Here is a 21,656-nt window from a genome sequence, read left to right as displayed (position 1 = left end):
CTGCCCGCAGTCTCGACACGCATCGGCGGCGCCAACCATAGGGTGAACCCACCATGACTCTGAATCAGCTCAGGGCTTTCCTGGAGTCACAACGGCTCGGCTCTTTCACCGCCGCCGCTGACGAGCTCGCGATCGCGCAGGCGTCAGTGTCGGAGTTGGTGCGTCGGCTCGAAGACGAGCTCGGGACACAGTTATTCGTGAGGGGCAGCCGCCGGCTCAGCCTCACGGTGGCAGGGCAGGAACTACTGCCATACGCCCAGCAGGTGGTGCAGGCCCTCGAGAGCGGGGCGCAGGCGGTGCGCGCCCTGGGGTCACTCGGCGGCGGCACGGCTACCTTCGGAATGCCGCGCAATGCCGACTACTACCTGCTGTCGAGCCTGGTGCAGACATTCCACAAGCGGTACCCGAAGGTACGGGTCCGCCTGGTCGGGCAGAATTCGGCGGAGACGGCGGCCGCCATCCAGGCCGGTGAAATCGAGGCGGGCATCCTGATCCTGCCGATCGATGACGAGGACCTCACGGTCCGCCCGCTGCTGCGCGACGAGGTGTTCTACGTCAGCGCCGACGCGAGCCGCGCTGCCGCGCCGGTGACCGTCGAACAATTCGCCGCTGCCGATCTCGTGCTCTACGACGCGCACTACGGCTGGAAGGACCCCACGCGGCGTCAGTTGGCAGAACGGGCACAGCTCGCCGGTCTGCGACTGGAACCCGTGATCGAGATCGAGCACGTGGAGGCGGCGCTCCGGCTGGTCGCGGCGGGGGTTGGCGACACCATCGCCAGCGGTGCGGTCGTCGACAGCGACGCCTTCCCCGCGGGCCTGCACGTCGCGCGCTTCGCCGAGCCGTTGTTCGACGTGATCGCGCTCGCGCGGCACCGGGTGCGTCCGCTGTCCAACGCGACGCGCGAGTTCGCCCGCCTCGCAGAAGACACCATCCGCGAGCTGGCGGCCATCTCGCCGACCGACGCCTCGGGGGTTCCTGTGATCGTTACCGCCCGCCATTCATAGGAACAACCTGTAGTTGCTGCAGGATCTGTCCCTCTAGTCCTGTGCGCAGATTTTGCCTAGCGTGACGACCATGCAGATCACGCCCGCCGAGGCCCGCGCACTCGGGCCCTTCACCTGGCTCAAGAAACCCGCCGTCTCCGGCCCCCCGGCCCAACGCGATCCCCAGGTCGTCGAGCGGGTCTCGGCGATGTTGTCGGAGATCGAGCGCGACGGACTGGACGCGGTGCATCGGTACTCGCGAGATCTCGACGGCTACACCAAGGCTCTGGAAGTCGATGCCGCAGACATGCGCAGGTCCGGGGACGCACTGCCTCCCGACGTCCGCGAGGCCCTCGAACTGGGTTACGAGCGCACCAACCGGTTCGCCTCCGCCCAGCGGGAGCACCTCGCCGATTTCGAGATCGAGCTGGCTCCCGGCGTTACCGGCGGCGTGCAGTACGTCCCCGTCTCCCGGGTCGGTGCATATCTGCCCGCTGGACGGTTCCCGCTCCTGGCGAGCGCGTTCATGACCGTCGGAGTGGCCAAGGCCGCGGGTGTGCCGACGGTGCTGGCGTGTTCTCCGCCCTCGGGTGAGCACGGCGTGCACCCCGCCGTGCTCTACGGTGCGCACCTCTCGCGGGCCGACCGGGTGTTCGCCGTCGGCGGCGTGCAAGCGCTCGGGGCGATGGCCTTCGGGCTCCTCGGCGATGCACCGGTGGACATGCTGGTCGGCGCCGGCAATGCCTTCGTCACCGAAGCCAAGCGCCAGCTGTTCGGTCAGGTCGGCATCGACCTGTTGGCCGGTCCGTCGGAGGTCGCCGTCCTCGCCGACGAGACCGCCGACCCGGAATGGGTCGCAGCTGATCTCCTCGGCCAGGCTGAACACGGACCGAACTCGCCGGCCGCGCTGATCACCACCTCGGAAGCGCTGGGCAGCAACGTGATTCGTGCCATCGAGCGTCAGCTACAGTCTTTGACCACCCGCGAGATCGCGGGCGCTGCGTGGCGCGATTACGGATCTGTGATCCTGGCCGAAGACCGGGCGCAGGCGGCGGCGATCAGCGACGTGCTGGGACCCGAGCACCTCGAGGTGCACACCGGTGACGACGAGTTCTTCCTCAAGGAGCTTCGCAACTACGGATCGCTGTTCCTCGGCCCCTGGAGCACGGTTGCGTATTCCGACAAGGGAATCGCGGGAACCAACCATGTGCTGCCGACGGGCAAGACGTCGCGCTACAACGCGGGCCTGTCGGTGTCGCGGTTCCTCAAGCCGCTGACCTTTCAGCGCGCCAGCCGGGATGCCACCGCGGCGCTGGCGCCTGCGGTGGAGAGGATCTCGGCGTTCGAGGGTCTTGCCGCGCACGAGGCCACCGCCAGCATCCGGATCGACGCGATCGGGCGCCACAGCGGGGTGTTCGACGGAACACCCGCGGTGGATCGCAGGTGATGAAGGATGACCACGCAACTGCGAGTGTCGGCGGTACCGGTCGACGTCACCATCGGTGACGTCGACGGCAATCTGGCGCGGATCCGAGCCGCTGTCGCGGCCGTCGGGAGGCGCGGTCCGCACCTCGTGGTGCTGCCCGAATTGGCAACCAGCGGATACGTGTTCGCCGATCGCGATGAAGCCCGCGCCTGCGCCCTGACGGCCGGAGATTCTGTCCTGACCGAGCTGGGTGCCGACCTCTCTCGTGACACGGTGCTGGTGGTGGGTTTCTGTGAGCGTGACGGGGAGCAACTGTACAACTCGGCTCTGGTCGTCGGCGCCGACGGAGTGTTGGGTTGCTACCGCAAGTCCCATCTGTGGGCGGCTGAACGCAGCATCTTCGAATCGGGTGCGCAGGCCGGCGCAGTTGTCGACACGCCGATCTGCCGGCTCGGACTGGCCATCTGTTACGACAACGAATTCCCGGAACTGCCACGGCGGCTCGCATTGGCCGGCGCCGATGTTCTTGCCCTTCCAGTCAATTGGCCTCTGGTCGATCGGCCCGTGGGTGAACATGCACCCGAGATCGTCCAGGCCATGGCGGCCGCGCGCTCGTCGCGGTTGCCCACCGTGATCGCCGATCGGCACGGCGCGGAGCGCGGGGTGGAGTGGACGGGAGGTACCTGCGTCATCTCTCCCGACGGCTGGGTCTGTGCCACCTCCGCCGGCGTCGAGGACCCCGCCACCGCTGTGCTGACGTTGACCTCCGACAAGACGATCGGCCCGTTCAACGACCTGTTCGCCGATCGGCGACCTGACCTGTACGGGGACATCGTGGTTCCCCGAATCCCCACCTGTGTGCCGTCATTCGAGTGAAGCGAGACCCGATGTCCACTGACTCATCCGCCATCGAATCCAAGTCGATCGATTGGGTGCCCCTGCAGGATCGCCGCGGTAAGCCCTCGACGCTGTTCCCCCTCTGGTTCATGTCCAACGCGAACCTGACGACGTTGGCCACGGGCATGGTCGGCGCGGCACTTGGGGCGTCGTTCCTGACCTCCCTGCTGGCGATCACGATCGGCGCTGCGGTCGGCACCGTGTTCACGGCATTCCACTCCGCGCAGGGCCCGCAGTTGGGACTGCCGCAGATGATCCAGTCACGCGCACAGTTCGGCTACCGCGGGGTGGTGGTGATCTGCGCAGTCGTGATCTTCTCCATCGTGGGATTCAACGTCTTCAACCAGATCCTCGCCGCCGATGTGTTGACGCTGACGACCGGTTCCGACGTTCGCGATCTGTGGTTCGTCGGGATCAGCGCGTTGGCGTTGGCGCTGGCCATCTTCGGATACCACTGGATCCACCGAGTCCAGACGTGGCTGACATGGCTCTTCCTCGCGACGTTCGGGGTGTTCACGGTCGCCGCCCTTCTCAGTGCTGATCTGCCGGCCGGACAGTTCGGGTTCGGCGGCTTCAGCTGGGGCGCCTTCCTGGTGCAGTTCGCCGCGGCAGCCGCCTATGCACTCGGGTGGGCTCCGTACGTGTCGGACTACTCTCGCTATCTACCGCCGCAGACGAGTCCGCGCGCCGCGCTGTTCCACACCTACGCTGGCGTGTTCGTCGGAGCCGCCTGGCTGATGGCGCTCGGCGCCTTCGTCGCCGCGCTTTTCGCCGACCTGTCCCCACTCGAGGCGGTCCGGCAGACGGCCGACGACATCCTGCCCGGTTCGGGGGTGTGGTTGCTCGTCGCGGCTCTGCCCGGGCTGGTCACCGTCATCACTGTCAACATCTACGCCGCGTCCATCGAGCTGATCACCGTGGTGGATTCGTTCCGAGCGGTGAAACCCACACGCCGCCTACGTGTGCTGTCCTGCACGGTGATCGCACTGTGCGGGCTCCTCGGGGCAGTGCTGTCCAGCGGTGAATTCCTCTCCAACTTCGGTAGTTTCCTCGTCGTCCTGCTCTACCTGCTGGTCCCGTGGACGTCGGTGAACCTGGTCGACTACTACTTCGTGCGTCGCGGCCACTACGCGGTGCGGGAGATCTTCGTGCCGCGCGGCGGGGTGTACGGCACGTGGGGCTGGCGCGGGCTGGCAGCCTACGCGATCGGCATTGTCGCGATGATCCCGTTCGTGGTGACCGTCTGGTACACCGGCCCGATCGCCGCCGCAATGGGCGACGTCGATGTCGCGTTGTTCATCGGGCTCGTCGTCTCTGCCGTGGCCTACCTGCTGATGGCGCGGTCATTGGATCTGTCGGCCGAACACGCCAAAGCCGAAGACGATGCGCGCGAGCACGGCATCGAGGCGGTCACCTTCTCGGGGCGCATCGCACCTGTGGAGACCTAGGAGTTCGACGCGCCGCAGGGCAGTATCGAGCCATGACCACCAACACCGATCGGTATCGCGCGGCACGTGACCACCTCATCGAGATGATCGGTGAATACGACACGGCCGTCGAGACCTTCGAGTGGCCCAGCATCACGGGGCACTTCAATTGGGCGACAGACTGGTTCGACATCGTCGCTGCCGACCGCCCGCAGGACGTCGCCTTGTGGATCGTCGAGCAGGACGGCAGCGAAGAGAAGGTGACCTTCGGGCAGATGGCCGCGCGCTCTGATCAGGTGGCGACGTGGTTACAGGAGGTGGGCGTCGGTCGCGGGGACCGGGTCATCCTGATGCTGGGCAACCAGGTCGAACTGTGGGAGTCGATGCTCGCGGTGGCCAAGCTCGGCGCGGTGATCATGCCGACCACGGCGGCGCTCGGCCACGACGACGTCGCCGATAGGCTGCGACGCGGCGGCGCCGGTTTCGTGATCGCCAACTCCGGCGATGCCGCGAAATTCGACGGGGTGGACGCCTCGTTCGTCGGCATCGCGGTGGGAGAGCCGGTGCCGGGCTGGCATCCGTACGCCGATGCCGCCGCCGTGGAACCCGAGGGTCCTTTCGCCCCGGGGACGGTGCCGTCGGACCCGTTGCTGATCTACTTCACCTCGGGCACCACCAGCAAGCCCAAGCTGGTCGAGCATTCTCAGGTCAGCTACCCGGTCGGGCATCTGACGACGGCGGCCTGGCTGGGGGTGCGGCCTGGTGACGTCCACCTGGCGATCAGCTCACCCGGGTGGGCCAAGCATGCGTGGAGTTGCTTCTTCGCGCCGTGGATCGCGGAGGCGACGATCTTCGTCTACAACTACGCCCGCTTCGACGCCGCGGCGTTGCTGCACCAGCTGCGCCGCGCCGGGGTCAACACGTTCTGCGCGCCGCCGACCGTGTGGCGCATGCTTATTCAGGCCGATTTGGGTGCCAGGCCCGAGGGGCTACGGGAGATCCTCGGCGCGGGCGAGCCGCTCAACCCGGACGTGATCTCCCGGGTCGAGAAGGCCTGGGGTCTGACGATCCGGGACGGGTTCGGCCAGACCGAGACGACGTTGGCGGTCGGCAACACCCCTGGACAGCCCGTGAGGGCCGGCTCGATGGGTCGCCAGATGCCCGGGGTGCCGGTCGTGCTGATCGACCCGCTGACCGGAGTGCGGGCGCAGGAGGGGGAGATCTGCCTCGACCTGGGTGAGGCTCCGCCGAATCTCATGACCGGCTACCTCGACGACGAGACGCGCAACGCGCACGTCATGCGTGACGGCTACTACCACACCGGGGATGTGGCCAACCGCGACGCCGACGGCTACATCACCTACATCGGCCGCACCGACGACGTCTTCAAGTCCTCTGACTACAAGGTGTCGCCGTTCGAGTTGGAGAGCGTGCTCATCGAACACCCGGCCGTCGTCGAGGCGGCCGTCGTGCCCGCTCCCGACGACACCCGCCTCGCCGTGCCCAAGGCCTATGTCGCACTTGCCGAAGGCTGGTCTGCCGACGCCGACACAGCCCGGCAGATCCTGCAGTACAGCCGCGACCACCTCGCGCCCTACCTCAAGGTGCGCCGCGTCGAGTTCTTCGACCTGCTCAAGACGATCTCGGGCAAGATCCGCCGCGTCGACCTGCGCCGCCGCGAGGAGGAGGCGCATGCCGCGGGTACGCCCATCGAGACCGAACACCGGTACGAGGATCTGTTGTCATGAGCGCCAGTTACGAGGCCGGTCCGGTCGACACGCCGATCCTCGAGGAGACCATCGGCGCGAACCTGGAACGCACCGCGGCCCGCCACGGTGGTGTCGAGGCGCTCGTCGATGTCGCGCAGGGTCTGCGGTACTCCTACGCCGAGCTGAACGCCGAGGTCGACGTCATCGCCCGCGGCCTGATGGCGAAAGGCATCGCAAAGGGCGATCGCGTCGGGATCTGGGCGCCGAACTGCGCGCAGTGGACCATCGCGCAGTACGCGTGCGCCAAGGTGGGCGCGATCCTGGTCAACATCAATCCGGCGTACAGAACGCATGAACTCGCCTATGTGCTCGAGCAATCGGGGACGCGGTTGCTGATCGCCGCGACGTCGTTCAAGACCTCGGATTACGTGAGCATGGTCCGTGAGGTCCGGGGGTCCGTTCCGCATCTGACCGATGTCGTGTTCATCGGCACTCCCGACTGGGATGCGCTGCGCGCCGGGGCGTCCGCGGTGGGGGTCGACGAGCTCGCCGACCGTGCCGCCGGGCTCGACAACCACGATCCGATCAACATCCAGTACACCTCGGGCACAACGGGTTTCCCGAAGGGTGCGACCCTCTCGCATCGCAACATCCTCAACAACGGCTACTTCACCACCGAGCTCATCGGGTTCGGCCCTGGGGATCGGCTCTGCATCCCGGTGCCGTTCTACCACTGCTTCGGCATGGTGATGGGCAACCTGGGTTGCACCAGTCACGGCACCACGATGGTGATCCCCGCCCCGGGGTTCGATCCGGGATCGACGCTGAGCGCCATCGAAGCGGAACGGTGCACGGGGGTGTACGGGGTCCCGACGATGTTCATCGCGATGCAGAACCACGCCGACTTCGGCCGACGCGACCTGTCGACGGTGCGGACGGGGATCATGGCGGGCTCGGTGTGCCCGGTCGAGGTGATGAAGCGTTGCGTCAACGACATGAACATGGCGGAGGTCGCGATCGCCTACGGCATGACCGAGACGTCGCCGGTGTCCTGCCAGACGCGCGTCGACGACGATCTGGAGCGGCGTACGGCGACGATCGGAAGGGCGCACCCGCATGTGGAGATCAAGGTGATCGACCCCGACACCGGCGAGACCCTCGAGCGCGGCGAGCCCGGCGAGTTCTGTACCCGCGGCTACTCGGTCATGCTCGGTTACTGGAACGACGGCGAGAAGACCGCGCAGGCGATCGACCCGGACGGGTGGATGCACACCGGTGATCTCGCGGTCATGCGTGAGGACGGCTACTGCACGATCGTCGGCCGCATCAAGGACATGGTGATCCGCGGCGGGGAGAACATCTACCCGCGCGAGATCGAGGAGTTCCTCTACACCCATCCCGACATCGAGGACGCCCAGGTAATCGGGGTGCCGGACCCCACCTACGGGGAGGAGGTCTGCGCCTGGCTCCGGATGCGCCCGGGCCGGCCGGCACTCGACGCGGCCGCCCTGCGGCAGTTCGCGTCGGAGGCGTTGGCGCACTACAAGATCCCGCGCTACGTGCACGTGGTCGACGAGTTCCCGATGACCGTCACCGGGAAGGTGCGCAAGGTCGAGATGCGCGAGCGCAGCGTCGAGATCTTCGGCCTCTAGCGGAATTCGGAGAAGAACGCGACGACGTCGTCGGTGAACAGTTCGGGCTGTTCGAACGCGGCGAAGTGTCCCCCGCGAGGCATCGTGGTCCAGCGGGTGATGTTGTAGGTCGCTTCGCACCAGCGGCGCGACGAGCGCAGGATCTCCTTGGGGAACGACGCGACGCCCGTGGGCAATTCGACCCGACCGCCGTCGCGGAACGAGCCGAAGCTCTCCCAGTACAACCTTGCCGACGACGCCGCGCTGGCTGTCAGCCAGTAGAGCATCACGTTGTCGAGCATCTCGTCTTTGGTCAGCACGTTCTCCGGGTGCCCGTCGCTGTCGGTCCAGGCCCAGAACTTCTCGACGATCCACGCCATCTGTCCGACGGGCGAATCGGTGAGCCCGTAGCCCAGCGTCTGTGGGCGCGTCGACTGCTGCTTGGAGTAACCGGTGCCCCACTGCTGGTGCTCGGCGTAGGCCTCGAGCACCTCGCGCTCCTCGGCGGTGATGTCGCTGAGGTCTTTCGGCGGCCGCCCGATCGGCATGTTGGTGTGGATCGCCACGCAGTGGCCCTCGTTGCGGCCGATCTGTGTGGTGATTGCCGAGCCCCAGTCGCCGCCCTGGGCGCCGTAGCGCCGGTAGCCCAGGCGAACCATCAGCTCGTCCCACGCCGCCGCGATGCGTTCGATGCCCCAGCCGGTCGCGGTGGGTTTGCCCGAGAAGCCGTAACCCGGAAGCGACGGGCATACGACGTCGAATCCGGCGGCGGTCAGCGGCTCGATCACCTTGGAGAACTCGACGATCGAGCCCGGCCAGCCGTGGGTGATCAACAGCGGGAAGGCTTTCTCGCCGTCATCGCGACCGCTGCGCTGGTGCACGAAGTGGATCGGCAACCCGTCGATCTCGGTGGTGAACTGGTCGAACCGATTCAACGCGGCTTCCCTTGTGCGCCAATCGTAGTCATCACGCCAGTAGGCGGCGAGCTCGCGCGCGTAGGACAGCGGCAGGCCCTGGCTCCAGTCGTCGACGCATTCGGCTTCGGGCCATCGGGTCCGGGTCAGCCGGTTCTGCAGGTCGGCGAGGTCGGTGTCGGGGATCGCGATGCGGAACTCGGAGATGTCGGGCATGACCCATCCTGGCACCGGGATAATCAGACCTCGTGTCCACCCCGACGCTCGTTCTGCTCGCCGCCACCACGCTGGCCGCCTGTGTCTGCCTGGGTGCCGCCCTCTACGAGGCGCTCGTCGTCGATCCGTACTGGCCGAGGCGCCCAGGGCTGATCCAGTCGCGCAACGGCGGTATCGCGCGCGTCCGGTTCTGGCTGCCCGCGCCCGTCGTGTTCGAGGTTCTCCTGATCGTCACCTTGATCCTGACGTGGGGGGACTCGGCGATCGGGATTCCGCTGCTGGTGGCGCTGGTCAGCCACGCCACGATGCGGCTGTGGGCGCTGTTCGACCTCGTCCCGCGGGCGGCGGAGTTCGAACGCACCGATCCTGCCGACGTCGACGAGGCCGCGGCGGTGCGCTGGACGCGGCGCAATCTGTTGCGGGTGCCGCTGCTGTTGATCACCTCCGGCGCCATGCTCACCGCGTTGGCGATGGCCTGACGCTCAGCCCTCGGGGAAGATCCGCGGCAGTTCGGTCGCGCTGCCGGTGAAGTTCGGGGCCCGCTTCTCCCGGAACGCGGCGACGCCTTCCTTGCCGTCGCCGAGCGAGGTGTAGAACATCGCCAGCGAGTCGCTGAGGTGGGCCTGCAGCGGAGTTTCGACGGCGCCGTTGCGGTAGATCAACTGCTTGGCCAGCGCCAGCGCCACCGGCGAACGTCCGGAGACGTAGCTGCGCGCCAGCGCGACCGCATCTGCGACCAGCGAGTCGGCCGGATGCACCGAGCGCAGCAGCCGGCCGGCCAGCGCGTCCTCGGCGGTGAGGATGTCGGCCGAGTACACCCAGTCCAGCGCCTGCTGAATGCCGACCAGCCGGGGCAGGAACCACGACGAGCAGGCCTCGGGCACGATGCCCAGGCGGCCGAACACGAAACCGATCCGCGCCTTGTCGGATGCGACGCGGATGTCCATGGCTAGCGTCATCGTCGCGCCGATGCCCACCGCGGCGCCGTTGATGGCGGCGATGACGGGTTTGGGGAGCGCGTGGATCGCGAGGGTGACGCGGCCGCCGGTGTCGCGGATGCCGCTGTGCAACGGCTCGGTCGCGTAGTCGGCCTGCATCTGTTCCGGTGTCGGCGTCAGACTCTCGTCCAGACCGAACACGTTGCCGTCGGCCGAGAGGTCCATGCCCGCGCAGAACGCGCGGCCGGCGCCGGTGACGACGACGGCACGGATCGCGTCGTCGTAGGCGTCGACGGTGAAGAACCGCTCGAGTTCGCGGGCCATCGTCACCGTGAAGGCGTTGAGCTGATCGGGGCGCGACAACGTCAGCAGCGCGACCCCGTCGGCATCGACGGTGCAGTGCAGGGTTTCGTAATCCACGTCGGTGAGGCTACCGACCGCCCCGGCTCACGCTTCGAGTTCGCCGAGCACCGTGCGTTCGATCGCCGCGCGGGTGGCGATGGGGAGAACGACGAGACCGGCCAGTTCTTTCTGCGCCCGGCCGTAGGCGTTCTGGCGCTCCTGCGGTGTGGCGGCGTCGTCGCCGGCCAAGCGCAACAGATGCTGGGCGCGGGCCAGCCGGTCCTGGTCGTCGGCGGAGAAGTCGCTGCGCCGCCGTCGGGTCGCTTCGGCCTCGGCGGCATCGAACGCGGCGACGTAGTCGCCGACCGCGTCGCGATACGCGGCCGCGGCATCGCGGTCGCCCAGGACGTCGTCGGCATGCGTGGGCCGCAGCAGGTCGGCCCGGCTCTTCGCCTTGTGGAACGCCAGCGTCAACGGTTCCCGCATGTCCGTCATCACCGGGAAGTCCAGCAGCTTCGCGACGTCCAGTTCGTAGGAGAGCCAGCGCGCATCGGTGGCATCGTGGCGCTCGAGCACCTTGGTCAGCTCGCGGCGCCTGGTCTCGGTGGAGGCTGCGCCCGAAGCCTTCTCCCTGGCGAGCGCGACTTTCGTCTCCTGCTTGATGCGGTACCGCTCGAGCCGACGCTGGGCACGGCGTTCGTTGGCGGCCGAGACGCCGCGCGCGGCGCCGCCGATCACCCCGCCGAGCGGGAAGACCAGCCACCAGTAGTTCCCGGCGAACTGCAACAGCGCCTCCACATGCCCAGAATGCCACCGGGTCATGTGGTGGAATTGCCCTTGTGCCGGACGCGCCGTCAGATCCAGTCCCCGACGACTCCGAGCCCGCGATCGTCGCGCGGGGGCTCACGCTGCGCGGTCCGTGGGGTCCGGTGTACGGCCCGGTCGACCTCGACGTCCCCGCGGCGGGCGTGACGGTCATGGTCTGTCCGGCAGGGTCGGGACGCACTGCGCTGTCGATGACGCTGGCCGGGCGGATGCGTCCGACGTCGGGGTCGCTGACGGTGTTCGGACGGACCCGCGCCCGCGACATCTTCGCCGTTGCGGCCCTGGCCGGGATCGACGAACTCGACACCGTCGCCGAGTCCGTCACCGTGGGTGATCTCATCACCGAGCAGCTGCGCTGGGATGCGCCCTGGTACAAGCTGATTCGCCGCGCGGATGACGACAATCTGCGGCGCGTGTGCGGGCCTGTGTTCGGTGAGTTGCCGCTGCCGCCCCGCACGGAGTTCGTCGAGGAGCTGACCGAGCTCGACGGTCTGCTGCTGCGTATCGCACTCGCCAACACCAGACGCCCCGCGCTGCTCGTGGTGGGCAACCTCGAGCAGGTCACCAGCGACGCGAACCGCGAGCTGCTGGTCGACCGTCTGGTCGATCTGGGCCGCGAACAGACGGTGCTGACGGCGAGCGTCAACGGCGTCGCGGCCCGCCCCGGGCTGCGAGAGATACCGGTGGCCGGCGTCGCCCGCGCCGAACTGGCGGGACATCAGGAAGGTGGGGCGTAGTGGTACTGGCCGGTATGTCACTGGGCACGGATCTCAAGCGGTACTCGCACGGGTTGATGCCGCGGATCGCGCTCGTCACGATCATCCTGTTGCCGCTGCTCTACGGAGCGATGTACCTGTGGGCGTTCTGGAATCCGTTCGCCGAGGTGGGCAAGGTGCCGGTCGCGCTGGTCAATGCCGATCGCGGCGCCGAGGTGCAGGGCGCCCAGGTGAACGCCGGTGACGAGGTCGCCCGCGCGCTGCTCAATTCGGGCCAGCTGGACCTCACGGAGGTCTCCGCGCAGGAGGCCGCCGACGGTGTGGCCGACGGCCGCTTCTACTTCTCGATCACGTTGCCGGAGAACTTCTCCGAGCTGGTGGCATCACCCGCCGGTCCCCGTCCTGCGCAGGCACCGCTGCAGTTCACGTTCAACGACGCGAACAACTATCTCGGCACCGTCATCGGACAGAACGCCTCACGCGAGATCCTCAACCAGGTCAACGCGAAGATCGGAGAACGCGGCATCGGCACCGTGGTCAACGGCCTCGCCGATGCCGGCTCGGGTCTCGATCAGGCTGCCGGCGGCGCCCAGCAACTGGCCGATGGTCTGGTCTCCGCCGACGACGGCGCGCACCGGCTCGCCGGTGGGGCCGACACGCTGACCTCGGGTCTGCGCACCGCGCAGGCGGGATCGGCGCAACTCGCCGCGGGCACCCGGCGCCTGAGCGGGTCCGTCGACACGGCGACCGCACCGCTGCTCGACGTGCTCGACCGGGTGGGCGGATTGGGCCTGAATCCCGACGAGGTCGCCGGCGCCGCGCAGCACCTCTCCGGTGCCGTCCGGTCGACGACCGACCGGATCGCCGCGCTCAACATCAACAGCGCTCAAGCGGCTGCGATCGTCGATCAGGCCGTCGGATTCCTGCAGAACAACCCCGATCCCGCGGTCCGTGACGCCGGGCAGGCGCTCGCCGGCGCGCAGCACCTGCTGCGTGCGCAGGGCATCGATCCCACGACCGACGACGGGCTGACCCGGCTGCGCGACAGCGCCGCGACGCTCGAGGGAGAACTCGGCGACCCCCACAGCCGACTACGGACCTTCCTGACGCGAGCTCTGAACGGCGGTCTGCGTTCCGACGTCGCGCAGCTGCGCGACGGGGTCCATCAACTGGATTCCGGTGCGCAGCGCTTGAATGCGGGTCTGGGTCAACTAACGGCCGGGGGCAACCAATTGTCCTCCGGCGCACATCAACTCGCCGACGGCACCGCGCAGTTGCGCACCGGCGGGCAGGAGCTGGCCACCCGCTTGCGTCAGGGCGCGCAGCAGATCCCGTCGTGGAGTCCGCAGCAGCGTACCGAGGTCGCGCGCACCCTCGCCGCACCGACCGAGCTCGATCTGCGCAACACCCATCCGGCGGCGACGTTCGGCACCGGGTTCGCGCCGTTCTTCCTCCCGCTGGCCCTGTTCATCGGCGCGCTGATCGTGTGGATGTTGTTGACACCGTTGCAATCCCGACCCATCGTGAACGGACTGGGCGCGCTGCGTGTGGTGCTGGCGTCGTACTGGCCGGGCCTGCTGATCGTGGTCTGCCAGGTGGTGGTGATGTACGTGGTCGTGCACTTCGGGGTGGGCTTGCAGGCGGTCTATCCGCTGGCCACGGTCGCGTTCCTGGCACTCGTCGCGGGCGCCTTCCTGGCTCTCATCCAGGCGTTCAACGCGGTGCTGGGCGTCGCGGTCGGCCGCGTCGCCACACTGGCGTTCCTGATGCTGCAGCTGGTCTCGGCCGGCGGGATCTACCCGGTCGAGACCACCGCGAAGCCCTTCCAGATCCTGCACCCCTTCGATCCGATGACCTACGCGGTCAACGGGTTACGCCAGTTGATCGTCGGCGGTGTGGATGCTCGGCTGTGGACGGCGATCGCGGTCCTGTCGGCGGTGCTGCTGGCCTCATTGGCCGCCAGTGCCTGGGCGGCGCGGCGCAACCGCCAGTACACGATCGAGCGGCTCCACCCACCGATCGAGGTCTGACGTGAGCCGCGACGACGATCGACGGCTCAAGGATTTCGCCGGTGCCGTGGTGCTGCTCCTCCTGCAGGCCTTCTGTTGGCGCGCTGCGATGTTCCTCTCCCACGGCGATGGTGCGGTGCTGGGCTACGGCGGGTTCGCGATGCTCATGGTCACCCTGGCCGTGACGATCTCGCAGGTGGTCAGGAAGCGGCCGGCCGCGTGGCTCGCGTTGGGCGGGCTGGTGCTGCAGGTCGCGGTCTGCGCGTTCGCTCTGCTCCTCTGATTCAGGGTAAGCCGATGCGGCGATAGCGTTCGATGCGGGCGGCGAGGCGCTGCTCGGCGGGTGCCGTCCTCAAGGCGTGCAGCTCGGCGGCGATGGTGTCCGACAGCCGGCTGATGAACGCGCGCGGTTCGTCGGCGGCATCGTGATGTTCTGGCACGATCGCGTCGACGATACCGCTGCGCAGCAGGTCGGTGGATCGAATACCCTGTGCCGCAGCAAGTTCCGGGGCATGGTCGACATCGCGGTACACGATCGCGCTCGCGCCCTCGGGCGGCAACGGTGCGAGCCAGCCGTGCAACGCGGCGATCACGCGATCGGCCGGCACCATCGCCAGGGCGGGGCCGCCGCTGCCCTGCCCCAGCAGGATCGACAGCGTCGGGGTGTCCAGCATCACCAGATCGGCCAGGCAGCGCGCGATCTCGCCGGCCAGACCGTCCTCCTCGGCCTCGACCGACAGCGCGGGGCCCGCGGTGTCGATCACCAGCACCAGGGGCAGTTGCAGACCTGCGGCCAGCGCCATGCCGCGCCGCGCCTCGCGAAGCGCAGCGGGGCCGACCACTCTGGTGACGATGTGCTGCTGACCGAGGACGACGGCGGGCTGGCCGCCGAACCGCGCCAGCGCGAGCACCGTCGTCGCGGCCTCGCCCTGTCCCGTACCGGACAGCAGGACCCGTTCGGTGGAGCCGTGGCGCAGCAGCGCGCCGATCCCGGGCCGGTCCGGACGCCGGGAGAGCTCGACCGAGTCCCAGGCAGGCACGTCGGGCAGCGGCTCGGGCGGGGGAGCCGGTGGGGCGGTGCCGGGCGGGTCGGACACCACGGTCAGGGTGCGGTCTATGGTCGCGCGCAGGACGTCGAGCGGTACCACCGCGTCGACCACGCCGTGACGCCGAAGGTTCTCCGCGGTCTGTACGCCCGCGGGAAAGGGTTCGCCGTAGAGGTGCTCGTAGACGCGCGGTCCGAGAAACCCGATCAGCGCGCCCGGCTCGGCGGCGGTGACATGACCCAGCGAGCCCCACGATGCGAACACCCCGCCCGTGGTCGGGTGCCGCAGGTACACCAGGTACGGCAGATGGGCCTGCTTGTGCTGCTGCACAGCGGCGGTGATCTTGACCATCTGCAGGAAGGCCACGGTGCCCTCCTGCATGCGGGTGCCCCCCGAACTGGGCGAGGCCAGCAGCGGTAGCCGCTCGGCGGTGGCCCGGTGCACCGCCGCGACGATGCGTTCCGCGGCGGCCACGCCGATGGATCCGGCCAGGAAGTCGAACTCGCACACGACCAACGCGACGCGGCGGCCGAACACCCGGCCCTCCCCGGTCAGCACCGACTCGTCGAGACCGCTCGCCGCGCCGGCAGCGGTCAGTTCGCGCCGGTAGGCGTCGGACATCGGGACCTCGAGAGGCGCGGAATCCCAGCTCACGAAGGATTCCTCGTCGAGAACGGCGTCGCGCAGCTCGAGGGCGCGGATCCGGCTCACAGCTCGAGGCTAATAGGCTGGGCCCATGATTGAAGCCACCCGTGACGGCCACGTGCTGACTCTGGAGATGCAGCGTCCGGAGCGGCGCAACGCCCTGAACTCCGAACTCGTCGACGGTCTGCGCGAGGCGATCGAGAAAGCCGGCAGCGAGGACGTCCGCGCGATCGTGCTCACCGGCGCCGGCCATGTGTTCAGCTCCGGCGCCGATCTGTCCGGCGGCCAGGGCGTGGCCGACGAGCTGCCGGACAAGGCGCGGGCTCTCAACCTCGCGATCGACCGGGCGCCGTTGCCCGTCATCGGGGCGGTGAACGGCCCGGCCATCGGCGCCGGAGTGATCCTGTCGATGATCTGCGATCTGCGCGTGGTCGCGCCCGAGGCCTACTTCCAGTTCCCGGTCGCCAAGTACGGCATAGCGCTGGACAACTGGAGCATCCGCCGGCTGACCTCGCTCGTGGGCGCCGGCCGCGCGCGCGGCATGCTGCTGGCCGCCGAGCGGCTGACGTCGGAGGCGGCGTTGCAGACCGGAATGGCCAACCGGATCGGCACGCTGGCCGACGCCCAGGCCTGGGCCCAGGAGATCGCGGGCTACGCGCCGCTGGCGCTGCAGCACGCCAAGCGGGTGCTCAACGACGACGGTGCCTACGAGGACCCGTGGCCCGCGCATCAGGAGCTGTTCGACAAGGCGTGGAAGAGTCAGGACATCATCGAGGCGCAGGTGGCCCGCATCGAGAAGCGCGCGCCGAAATTCCAGGGCGCCTGATGTTCTCCACGGCGCTGCGCTTCGGCTTCGGGACGGCCTCCCTGCTCGGTGCCGGCTGGGTACTGCGGGCGCTGCAGGGCACCTCGGCCTCGTTGGGCGCCACACCCGCCGAGATCGCTCCGGTGGCCCGGCGCTCCCCGCAGTACCGCGACGGCAAGTTCGTCAATCTGGAGCCCCCGTCCGGCATGACGGTGGACCGGGAGGCGCAGCGCACGCTGCTGCGCGACCTGGCCAATGCCGGCTCCAAGGGCAAGCCGCCGGGGCCCATCCCGATCGCCGATCCGCCGAAGGTGCATCCGGACGCGCAGACCGTCGCGGCGAGTTGGTACGGCCACTCCAGCTCGCTGATCGAGGTGGACGGCTACCGCGTGCTGGCCGACCCGGTGTGGAGCCGACGGTGCTCACCGTCGCGCGCCGTCGGTCCGGAGCGCATGCACGAGATCCCGCTGCTGATCGAGGCGCTGCCCGCGGTCGACGCGATCATCATCAGCCACGACCACTACGACCATCTCGACATCGACACCGTCATCGCGCTCACGCACAGCCAGCGGGCCCCGTTCCTGGTGCCGCTGGGCATCGGGGCGCATCTGCGGAAGTGGGGCATCCCGGAGAGCCGCATCGTCGAGCTCGACTGGTACGAATCGCACCGCATCGGGGACCTCACGCTGGTCTGCACCCCGGCCCGGCACTTCTCCGGCCGGCTGTTCACCCGCGACACCACGCTGTGGGCGTCGTGGGTGGTGATGGGGCCCCAGCACCGAGCGTTCTTCGGCGGTGACACCGGATACACGAAGAGTTTCGCCGAGATCGGTGCCGAGTTCGGGCCGTTCGACCTGACCCTGCTGCCGATCGGCGCCTACCACCCGGCCTTCTCCGACATCCACATGAACCCCGAAGACGCGGTGCGCGCCCACCTCGACATGACCGACGGCGGACTGATGATGCCGATCCATTGGGCGACGTTCCGGCTGGCGCCGCACCCCTGGGCCGAGCCGGCCGAACGGCTGGTGGTGGCTGCCGACGCCGAAGGCGTCCGGATCGCGGTCCCCATCCCGGGTGGCCGGGTGGACCGCGACTCGACGTTCGACCCCTGGTGGCGGCTGTAACGACCAGCCGCGGGTTACCGTTTCGATCATGAAACTGGCCGTGCTCGCCGTGCTGTCCCTGCTGGCTGCCGGCTGCGGCGCCGCACCCTCGTCGAATACGACGACGTCGGCAGCTCCGCCGAGCCTGAACGCCGACACGCCTCCGCCGTTGGTGCCGGCGATGCCGCTGCCCGCCGACGCGGTCGAAGGCGCAGTGGCCCAGCTCGACGGGCTCGCCGAGGAGCTGATGAGATCCTCCGGCATTCCCGGGATGGCCGTCGCTGTGGTGCATGGTGGAAAGACCGTGTACGCCAGAGGTTTCGGCAAGAAAGATCTCACCAGACCCGACGGCGCCGACAACGCGGTCGGCTCGGACACCGTGTTCCAGCTCGCCTCGGTGTCGAAATCGCTGTCGGCGTCGGTGGTGGCCCACGAGGTCGGCGCGAAGACCGTCGACTGGAACACCCCGGTCGTGTCGAAGCTGCCGTGGTTCGCGCTCGCCGATCCAGCCGTCACCCCGATGGTCTCGATCGGGGACATGATGTCGCACCGCTCCGGGCTGCCCGACCACGCCGGTGACCTGCTCGAGGATCTCGGCTACGACCGCAGGCAGGTCCTGGAGAAACTGCGCGACTATCCACTCGATCCGTTTCGGATCTCCTACGCCTACACCAACTTCGGATTCACCGCCGGTGCGGAGGCGACAGCCGCGGCGGCGAGCAAGCCGTGGGAGGACCTCGCCACCGACGTCCTGTTCCGTCCGCTCGGCATGACGACGGCCAGCTTCCGGTTCGCCGACTACGCCCGCCGCCCCGATCGCGCGGTGGGCCACATTCGCATCGACGGCACCTATCGGCCGCAGTTCGTCCGGGACGCCGACGCGCAGGCCCCCGCCGGCGGTGCCAGCGCCTCGGTGACGGACATGACGCACTGGCTGGCCATGGTGCTCGGCAACGGGACCTACCAGGGCCGGGCTGTGATCGACCCGGCGGCGCTGCTGCCGGCGCTGACTCCGCAGTCGGTGTCCAGCCCGGCCACCGAACCCGCGATGCGCACGGGCTTCTACGGATTCGGGTTCAACGTCGGCACCACATCGGCGGCACGCACCGAACTGAGTCACTCCGGCGCGTTCGAGTTGGGTGCCGGATCGAACATCCTGATCCTGCCGTCGGCCGACGTCGCGATCGTCGCGCTCACCAACGCGACGCCGACCGGGGTGCCGGAGACACTCACCGCCGAGTTCGCCGATCTGGTGCAGTTCGGTGAGATCCGCCAAGACTGGCGCACCCTCTACGCCAAGGCCTTCGCGCAGATCGACGCGCCGACAGGTTCCCTGTCCGGCAAGCAGCCACCCGCCGCGCCGGCGCCCGCGGCGCCGCTGTCGAACTATCTGGGGACGTATCGCAACGACTTCTGGGGCCCCGCCACCGTGACCGAGGTCGACGGTGCCCTACGGCTTCGGATCGGAGCGAATCTCGATGTGCCGCTGCGACACTGGGACGGCAACACATTCGCCTACGACTTCATCACCGAGAACGCGCCGCCCGGCACGGTCGCATCGGCGACGTTCGACGGGCCCCGCCTGACGCTGGACTACTACAACTCCGAGGGCAAGGGAGTGTTCACGCGGTGACCGCCGCGGGCCTGTCGGATGCCGAGGTCGCCCGGCGAGTTGCCGAGGGCAAGACCAATGACGTCCCGACGCGCGCCGCACGCAGCGTGTCGGAGATCGTGCGCGGCAACGTGTTCACCCGCATCAACGCCATACTCGGGGTGCTGCTCGTCATCGTGCTCGCCACCGGGTCGGTGATCAACGGGGCGTTCGGTCTGCTGATCATCGCCAACAGTGGAATCGGCATCATCCAGGAGCTGCGGGCCAAGCGCACCCTGGACAGGCTCGCGATCGTCGGTCAGGCGAAACCGTTGGTGCGCAGGCAGTCCGGTACCGCGCCGCGGCAGCCGAGCGAGGTGGTGCTGGACGATCTCATCGAGCTCGGCCCGGGGGACCAGATCATCGTCGACGGTGACGTCGTCGACGCGGCGAACCTGGAGGTGGACGAGTCGCTGCTGACCGGAGAAGCGGATGCGATCACCAAGAATTCCGGCGATCACGTGATGTCGGGCAGCTTCGTGGTGGCGGGCAGCGGGGTCTACCGCGCCACCAAGGTGGGCCGGGAGGCCTACGCCGCCAAGCTCGCCGAGGAGGCCAGCAAGTTCACGTTGGTGAAGTCCGAACTGCGCAGCGGCATCAACAGGATCCTGCAGTTCATCACCTACCTGCTGGTGCCGGCGGGGGCGCTGACCATCTACACCCAGTTGTTCACCACCGATGCGGGCTGGCGGGAATCCGTCCTGCGCATGGTCGGCGCGCTGGTGCCGATGGTGCCCGAGGGCCTGGTGCTGATGACCTCGATCGCGTTCGCCGTCGGCGTGGTCCGACTGGGGCGGAGGCAGTGTCTGGTCAACGAGCTACCCGCCATCGAGGGGCTGGCCCGGGTGGACGTGGTGTGCGCGGACAAGACCGGCACGCTCACCGAGAACGGGATGCGGGTCAGCGAGGTCGAGCCGCTGGACGGTAGCGCTGTCGCCGACGTGCTCGCCCAGCTCGCGGCCGATGACGCCAGGCCCAACGCCAGCATGGCCGCGATCGCCGAGGCGTACCGCATGCCGCCGGGCTGGACGGCCACCGCCACCGCACCCTTCAAGTCGGCCACCAAGTGGAGCGGGGCGTCGTACGGGGAGCACGGTAACTGGGTGATCGGTGCGCCGGACGTGCTGCTCGACCCGACGTCGTCGGCGGCCGCGCAGGCCGAGCGGCTCGGTGCGCAGGGACTGCGCGTGCTGCTGCTGGGGTCGGCCGACGTACCGGTCGACGATCCGCAGGCTCCGGGCCCGGTCACCCCGGCGGCGTTGGTCGTACTGGAGCAGCGGGTGCGGCCTGACGCTCGCGACACCCTCGAATACTTCGCCTCGCAACGGGTTTCGGTGAAGGTGATCTCCGGGGACAACGCGGTGTCGGTGGGTGCGGTGGCGGCCTCCCTCGGTCTCGCGGGTGAGACGATGGATGCGCGCCGGTTGCCTACCGAACCCGATCGCCTGGCCGAGACCTTGGAGGAATGCACGACGTTCGGCCGGGTGCGGCCCGACCAGAAGCGGGCGATGGTGCACGCCCTGCAGTCGCGCGGCCACACCGTCGCGATGACCGGCGACGGCGTCAACGACGTGCTGGCCCTCAAGGACGCCGACATCGGCGTGGCGATGGGATCGGGGAGTTCGGCGTCCCGCGCAGTTGCTCAGATCGTGTTGCTGGACAACAAGTTCGCCACCCTGCCCTACGTCGTGGGCGAGGGCAGGCGGGTGATCGGCAACATCGAGCGGGTCTCCAACCTGTTCCTCACCAAGACCGTCTATTCGGTGCTGCTCGCGGTCCTGGTCGGGGTCGCGGGTCTGTCGGCGGAGATCTTCGGCACCGATCCGCTCCTGTTCCCGTTCCAGCCGATCCACGTCACCATCGCCGCCTGGTTCACGATCGGTGTGCCGGCGTTCATCCTGTCGTTGGCGCCCAATGCCGAGCGCGCTCACTCCGGGTTCGTGCGCCGGGTGATGACCGCCGCGCTTCCCTCGGGTGTGGTGGTGGGCCTGGCGACGTTCGTGTCCTACCTGTTGGCCTACCAGGGGCGCGCCGCCACCGCGGTCGAGCAGACGCAGGCCTCGACCGCGGCGCTGATCACTCTGTTGGTGTCGGCGCTGTGGGTGCTCGCGGTGGTGGCCCGACCCTATGAGTGGTGGCGGGTCGCCCTGGTTGTCGCGTCCGCGCTGGCCTATGTGCTGATCTTCAGCCTGCCGGTGGCGCAGAAGGTGTTCCTGCTCGATCCGACGAACCTGGCGACCACCTCGACGGCGCTGGTCATCGGGCTGCTCGGGGCGGCGGCCGTGGAGGTGATCTGGTGGGTGCAGGGCAGGCTCCTCGGTGAAACCCGCAGGCTGTGGCGTTCGCCAGAACGGTAAAGTCGGGGGC

Annotated in this window: 18 protein-coding genes; 14 read left to right on the top strand and 4 right to left on the bottom strand. The window is 68.7% G+C overall.

Features of this window, described 5'->3' with window-relative positions:
• The first annotated feature begins 53 nt into the window (after positions 1–53).
• The 6 genes from ACXYX3_RS21465 to ACXYX3_RS21440 all read left to right on the top strand — a co-directional run bounded on the left by ACXYX3_RS21465 (position 54) and on the right by ACXYX3_RS21440 (position 8,097).
• A complete protein-coding gene (locus ACXYX3_RS21465) occupies positions 54–1,007 on the top strand; it encodes a LysR family transcriptional regulator (protein ID WP_458608933.1) in 954 nt (317 codons plus the stop codon).
• A gap of 70 nt (positions 1,008–1,077) precedes the next feature.
• A complete protein-coding gene (hisD, locus tag ACXYX3_RS21460) occupies positions 1,078–2,433 on the top strand; it encodes a histidinol dehydrogenase (RefSeq protein ID WP_458608932.1) in 1,356 nt (451 codons plus the stop codon).
• Between the two features lie 6 nt (positions 2,434–2,439).
• On the top strand, positions 2,440–3,288 hold the full coding sequence (locus ACXYX3_RS21455; protein WP_458608931.1) for a nitrilase-related carbon-nitrogen hydrolase: 849 nt from the start codon (positions 2,440–2,442) through the stop codon (positions 3,286–3,288).
• 11 nt (positions 3,289–3,299) lie between these two features.
• Positions 3,300–4,757 (top strand): purine-cytosine permease family protein, encoded by a 1,458-nt coding sequence (locus ACXYX3_RS21450; protein WP_458608930.1) that lies wholly within the window; start codon positions 3,300–3,302, stop codon positions 4,755–4,757.
• Between the two features lie 32 nt (positions 4,758–4,789).
• Complete coding sequence (locus ACXYX3_RS21445) at positions 4,790–6,484, top strand: AMP-binding protein (RefSeq protein WP_458608929.1); 1,695 nt, start codon at positions 4,790–4,792, stop codon at positions 6,482–6,484.
• Positions 6,481–8,097 carry an AMP-binding protein gene (locus ACXYX3_RS21440; protein WP_458608928.1) on the top strand — a complete coding sequence of 539 codons (1,617 nt, stop codon included), beginning with the start codon at positions 6,481–6,483 and terminating at the stop codon, positions 8,095–8,097. Before ACXYX3_RS21445 ends, ACXYX3_RS21440 begins: the two co-directional genes overlap by 4 nt.
• On the opposite strand, the gene ACXYX3_RS21435 is transcribed toward ACXYX3_RS21440, so the two are convergent.
• Positions 8,094–9,206 (bottom strand): alpha/beta fold hydrolase, encoded by a 1,113-nt coding sequence (locus ACXYX3_RS21435; RefSeq protein ID WP_458608927.1) that lies wholly within the window; start codon positions 9,204–9,206, stop codon positions 8,094–8,096. The genes ACXYX3_RS21440 and ACXYX3_RS21435 overlap by 4 nt on opposite strands.
• Before the next feature lie 32 nt (positions 9,207–9,238).
• Between ACXYX3_RS21435 and ACXYX3_RS21430 the strand changes: the two genes are divergently transcribed.
• Positions 9,239–9,685 carry a hypothetical protein gene (locus ACXYX3_RS21430; RefSeq protein WP_458608926.1) on the top strand — a complete coding sequence of 149 codons (447 nt, stop codon included), beginning with the start codon at positions 9,239–9,241 and terminating at the stop codon, positions 9,683–9,685.
• 3 nt (positions 9,686–9,688) lie between these two features.
• On the opposite strand, the gene ACXYX3_RS21425 is transcribed toward ACXYX3_RS21430, so the two are convergent.
• Together ACXYX3_RS21425 and ACXYX3_RS21420 are read right to left on the bottom strand one after the other, a co-directional pair.
• The gene (locus ACXYX3_RS21425) at positions 9,689–10,564 is read right to left on the bottom strand and encodes a crotonase/enoyl-CoA hydratase family protein (RefSeq protein WP_458608925.1); all 876 of its coding nucleotides are present in this window, start codon (positions 10,562–10,564) and stop codon (positions 9,689–9,691) included.
• A gap of 27 nt (positions 10,565–10,591) precedes the next feature.
• Positions 10,592–11,284 (bottom strand): hypothetical protein, encoded by a 693-nt coding sequence (locus ACXYX3_RS21420; RefSeq protein WP_458608924.1) that lies wholly within the window; start codon positions 11,282–11,284, stop codon positions 10,592–10,594.
• A gap of 41 nt (positions 11,285–11,325) precedes the next feature.
• Between ACXYX3_RS21420 and ACXYX3_RS21415 the strand changes: the two genes are divergently transcribed.
• Genes ACXYX3_RS21415 through ACXYX3_RS21405 form a run of 3 tightly spaced genes read left to right on the top strand, consistent with a single transcriptional unit; the run spans position 11,326 to position 14,319 of the window.
• Positions 11,326–12,048 (top strand): hypothetical protein, encoded by a 723-nt coding sequence (locus ACXYX3_RS21415; RefSeq protein WP_458608923.1) that lies wholly within the window; start codon positions 11,326–11,328, stop codon positions 12,046–12,048.
• Positions 12,049–12,062: 14 nt separating this feature from the next.
• Positions 12,063–14,057 (top strand): YhgE/Pip family protein, encoded by a 1,995-nt coding sequence (locus ACXYX3_RS21410; RefSeq protein WP_458612172.1) that lies wholly within the window; start codon positions 12,063–12,065, stop codon positions 14,055–14,057.
• 1 nt (position 14,058) lies between these two features.
• On the top strand, positions 14,059–14,319 hold the full coding sequence (locus tag ACXYX3_RS21405; protein ID WP_241203335.1) for a hypothetical protein: 261 nt from the start codon (positions 14,059–14,061) through the stop codon (positions 14,317–14,319).
• 1 nt (position 14,320) lies between these two features.
• Here the strand turns inward: ACXYX3_RS21405 and ACXYX3_RS21400 are convergent, their stop codons facing one another.
• Complete coding sequence (locus ACXYX3_RS21400; RefSeq protein ID WP_458608922.1) at positions 14,321–15,793, bottom strand: carboxyl transferase domain-containing protein; 1,473 nt, start codon at positions 15,791–15,793, stop codon at positions 14,321–14,323.
• A gap of 25 nt (positions 15,794–15,818) precedes the next feature.
• Here ACXYX3_RS21400 and ACXYX3_RS21395 point away from each other — a divergent pair, with 25 nt between their 5' ends.
• The 4 genes from ACXYX3_RS21395 to ACXYX3_RS21380 are packed head-to-tail and all read left to right on the top strand — an operon-like array spanning position 15,819 to position 21,646.
• Positions 15,819–16,553 (top strand): enoyl-CoA hydratase, encoded by a 735-nt coding sequence (locus ACXYX3_RS21395; protein ID WP_241203333.1) that lies wholly within the window; start codon positions 15,819–15,821, stop codon positions 16,551–16,553.
• Positions 16,553–17,659 (top strand): MBL fold metallo-hydrolase, encoded by a 1,107-nt coding sequence (locus ACXYX3_RS21390; protein WP_241203332.1) that lies wholly within the window; start codon positions 16,553–16,555, stop codon positions 17,657–17,659. The genes ACXYX3_RS21395 and ACXYX3_RS21390 overlap by 1 nt, the downstream gene beginning before the upstream one ends.
• A gap of 28 nt (positions 17,660–17,687) precedes the next feature.
• Positions 17,688–19,271 carry a serine hydrolase gene (locus tag ACXYX3_RS21385; RefSeq protein ID WP_458608921.1) on the top strand — a complete coding sequence of 528 codons (1,584 nt, stop codon included), beginning with the start codon at positions 17,688–17,690 and terminating at the stop codon, positions 19,269–19,271.
• Positions 19,268–21,646 (top strand): cation-translocating P-type ATPase, encoded by a 2,379-nt coding sequence (locus tag ACXYX3_RS21380; protein ID WP_458608920.1) that lies wholly within the window; start codon positions 19,268–19,270, stop codon positions 21,644–21,646. Before ACXYX3_RS21385 ends, ACXYX3_RS21380 begins: the two co-directional genes overlap by 4 nt.
• Positions 21,647–21,656: the final 10 nt, after the last annotated feature.

The sequence above is a fragment of the Mycobacterium sp. Panama NTM2 genome (assembly GCF_054355555.1).
Note: the sequence above shows the minus strand (reverse complement) of the source record. Positions and strands in the feature narration are given on the sequence as shown.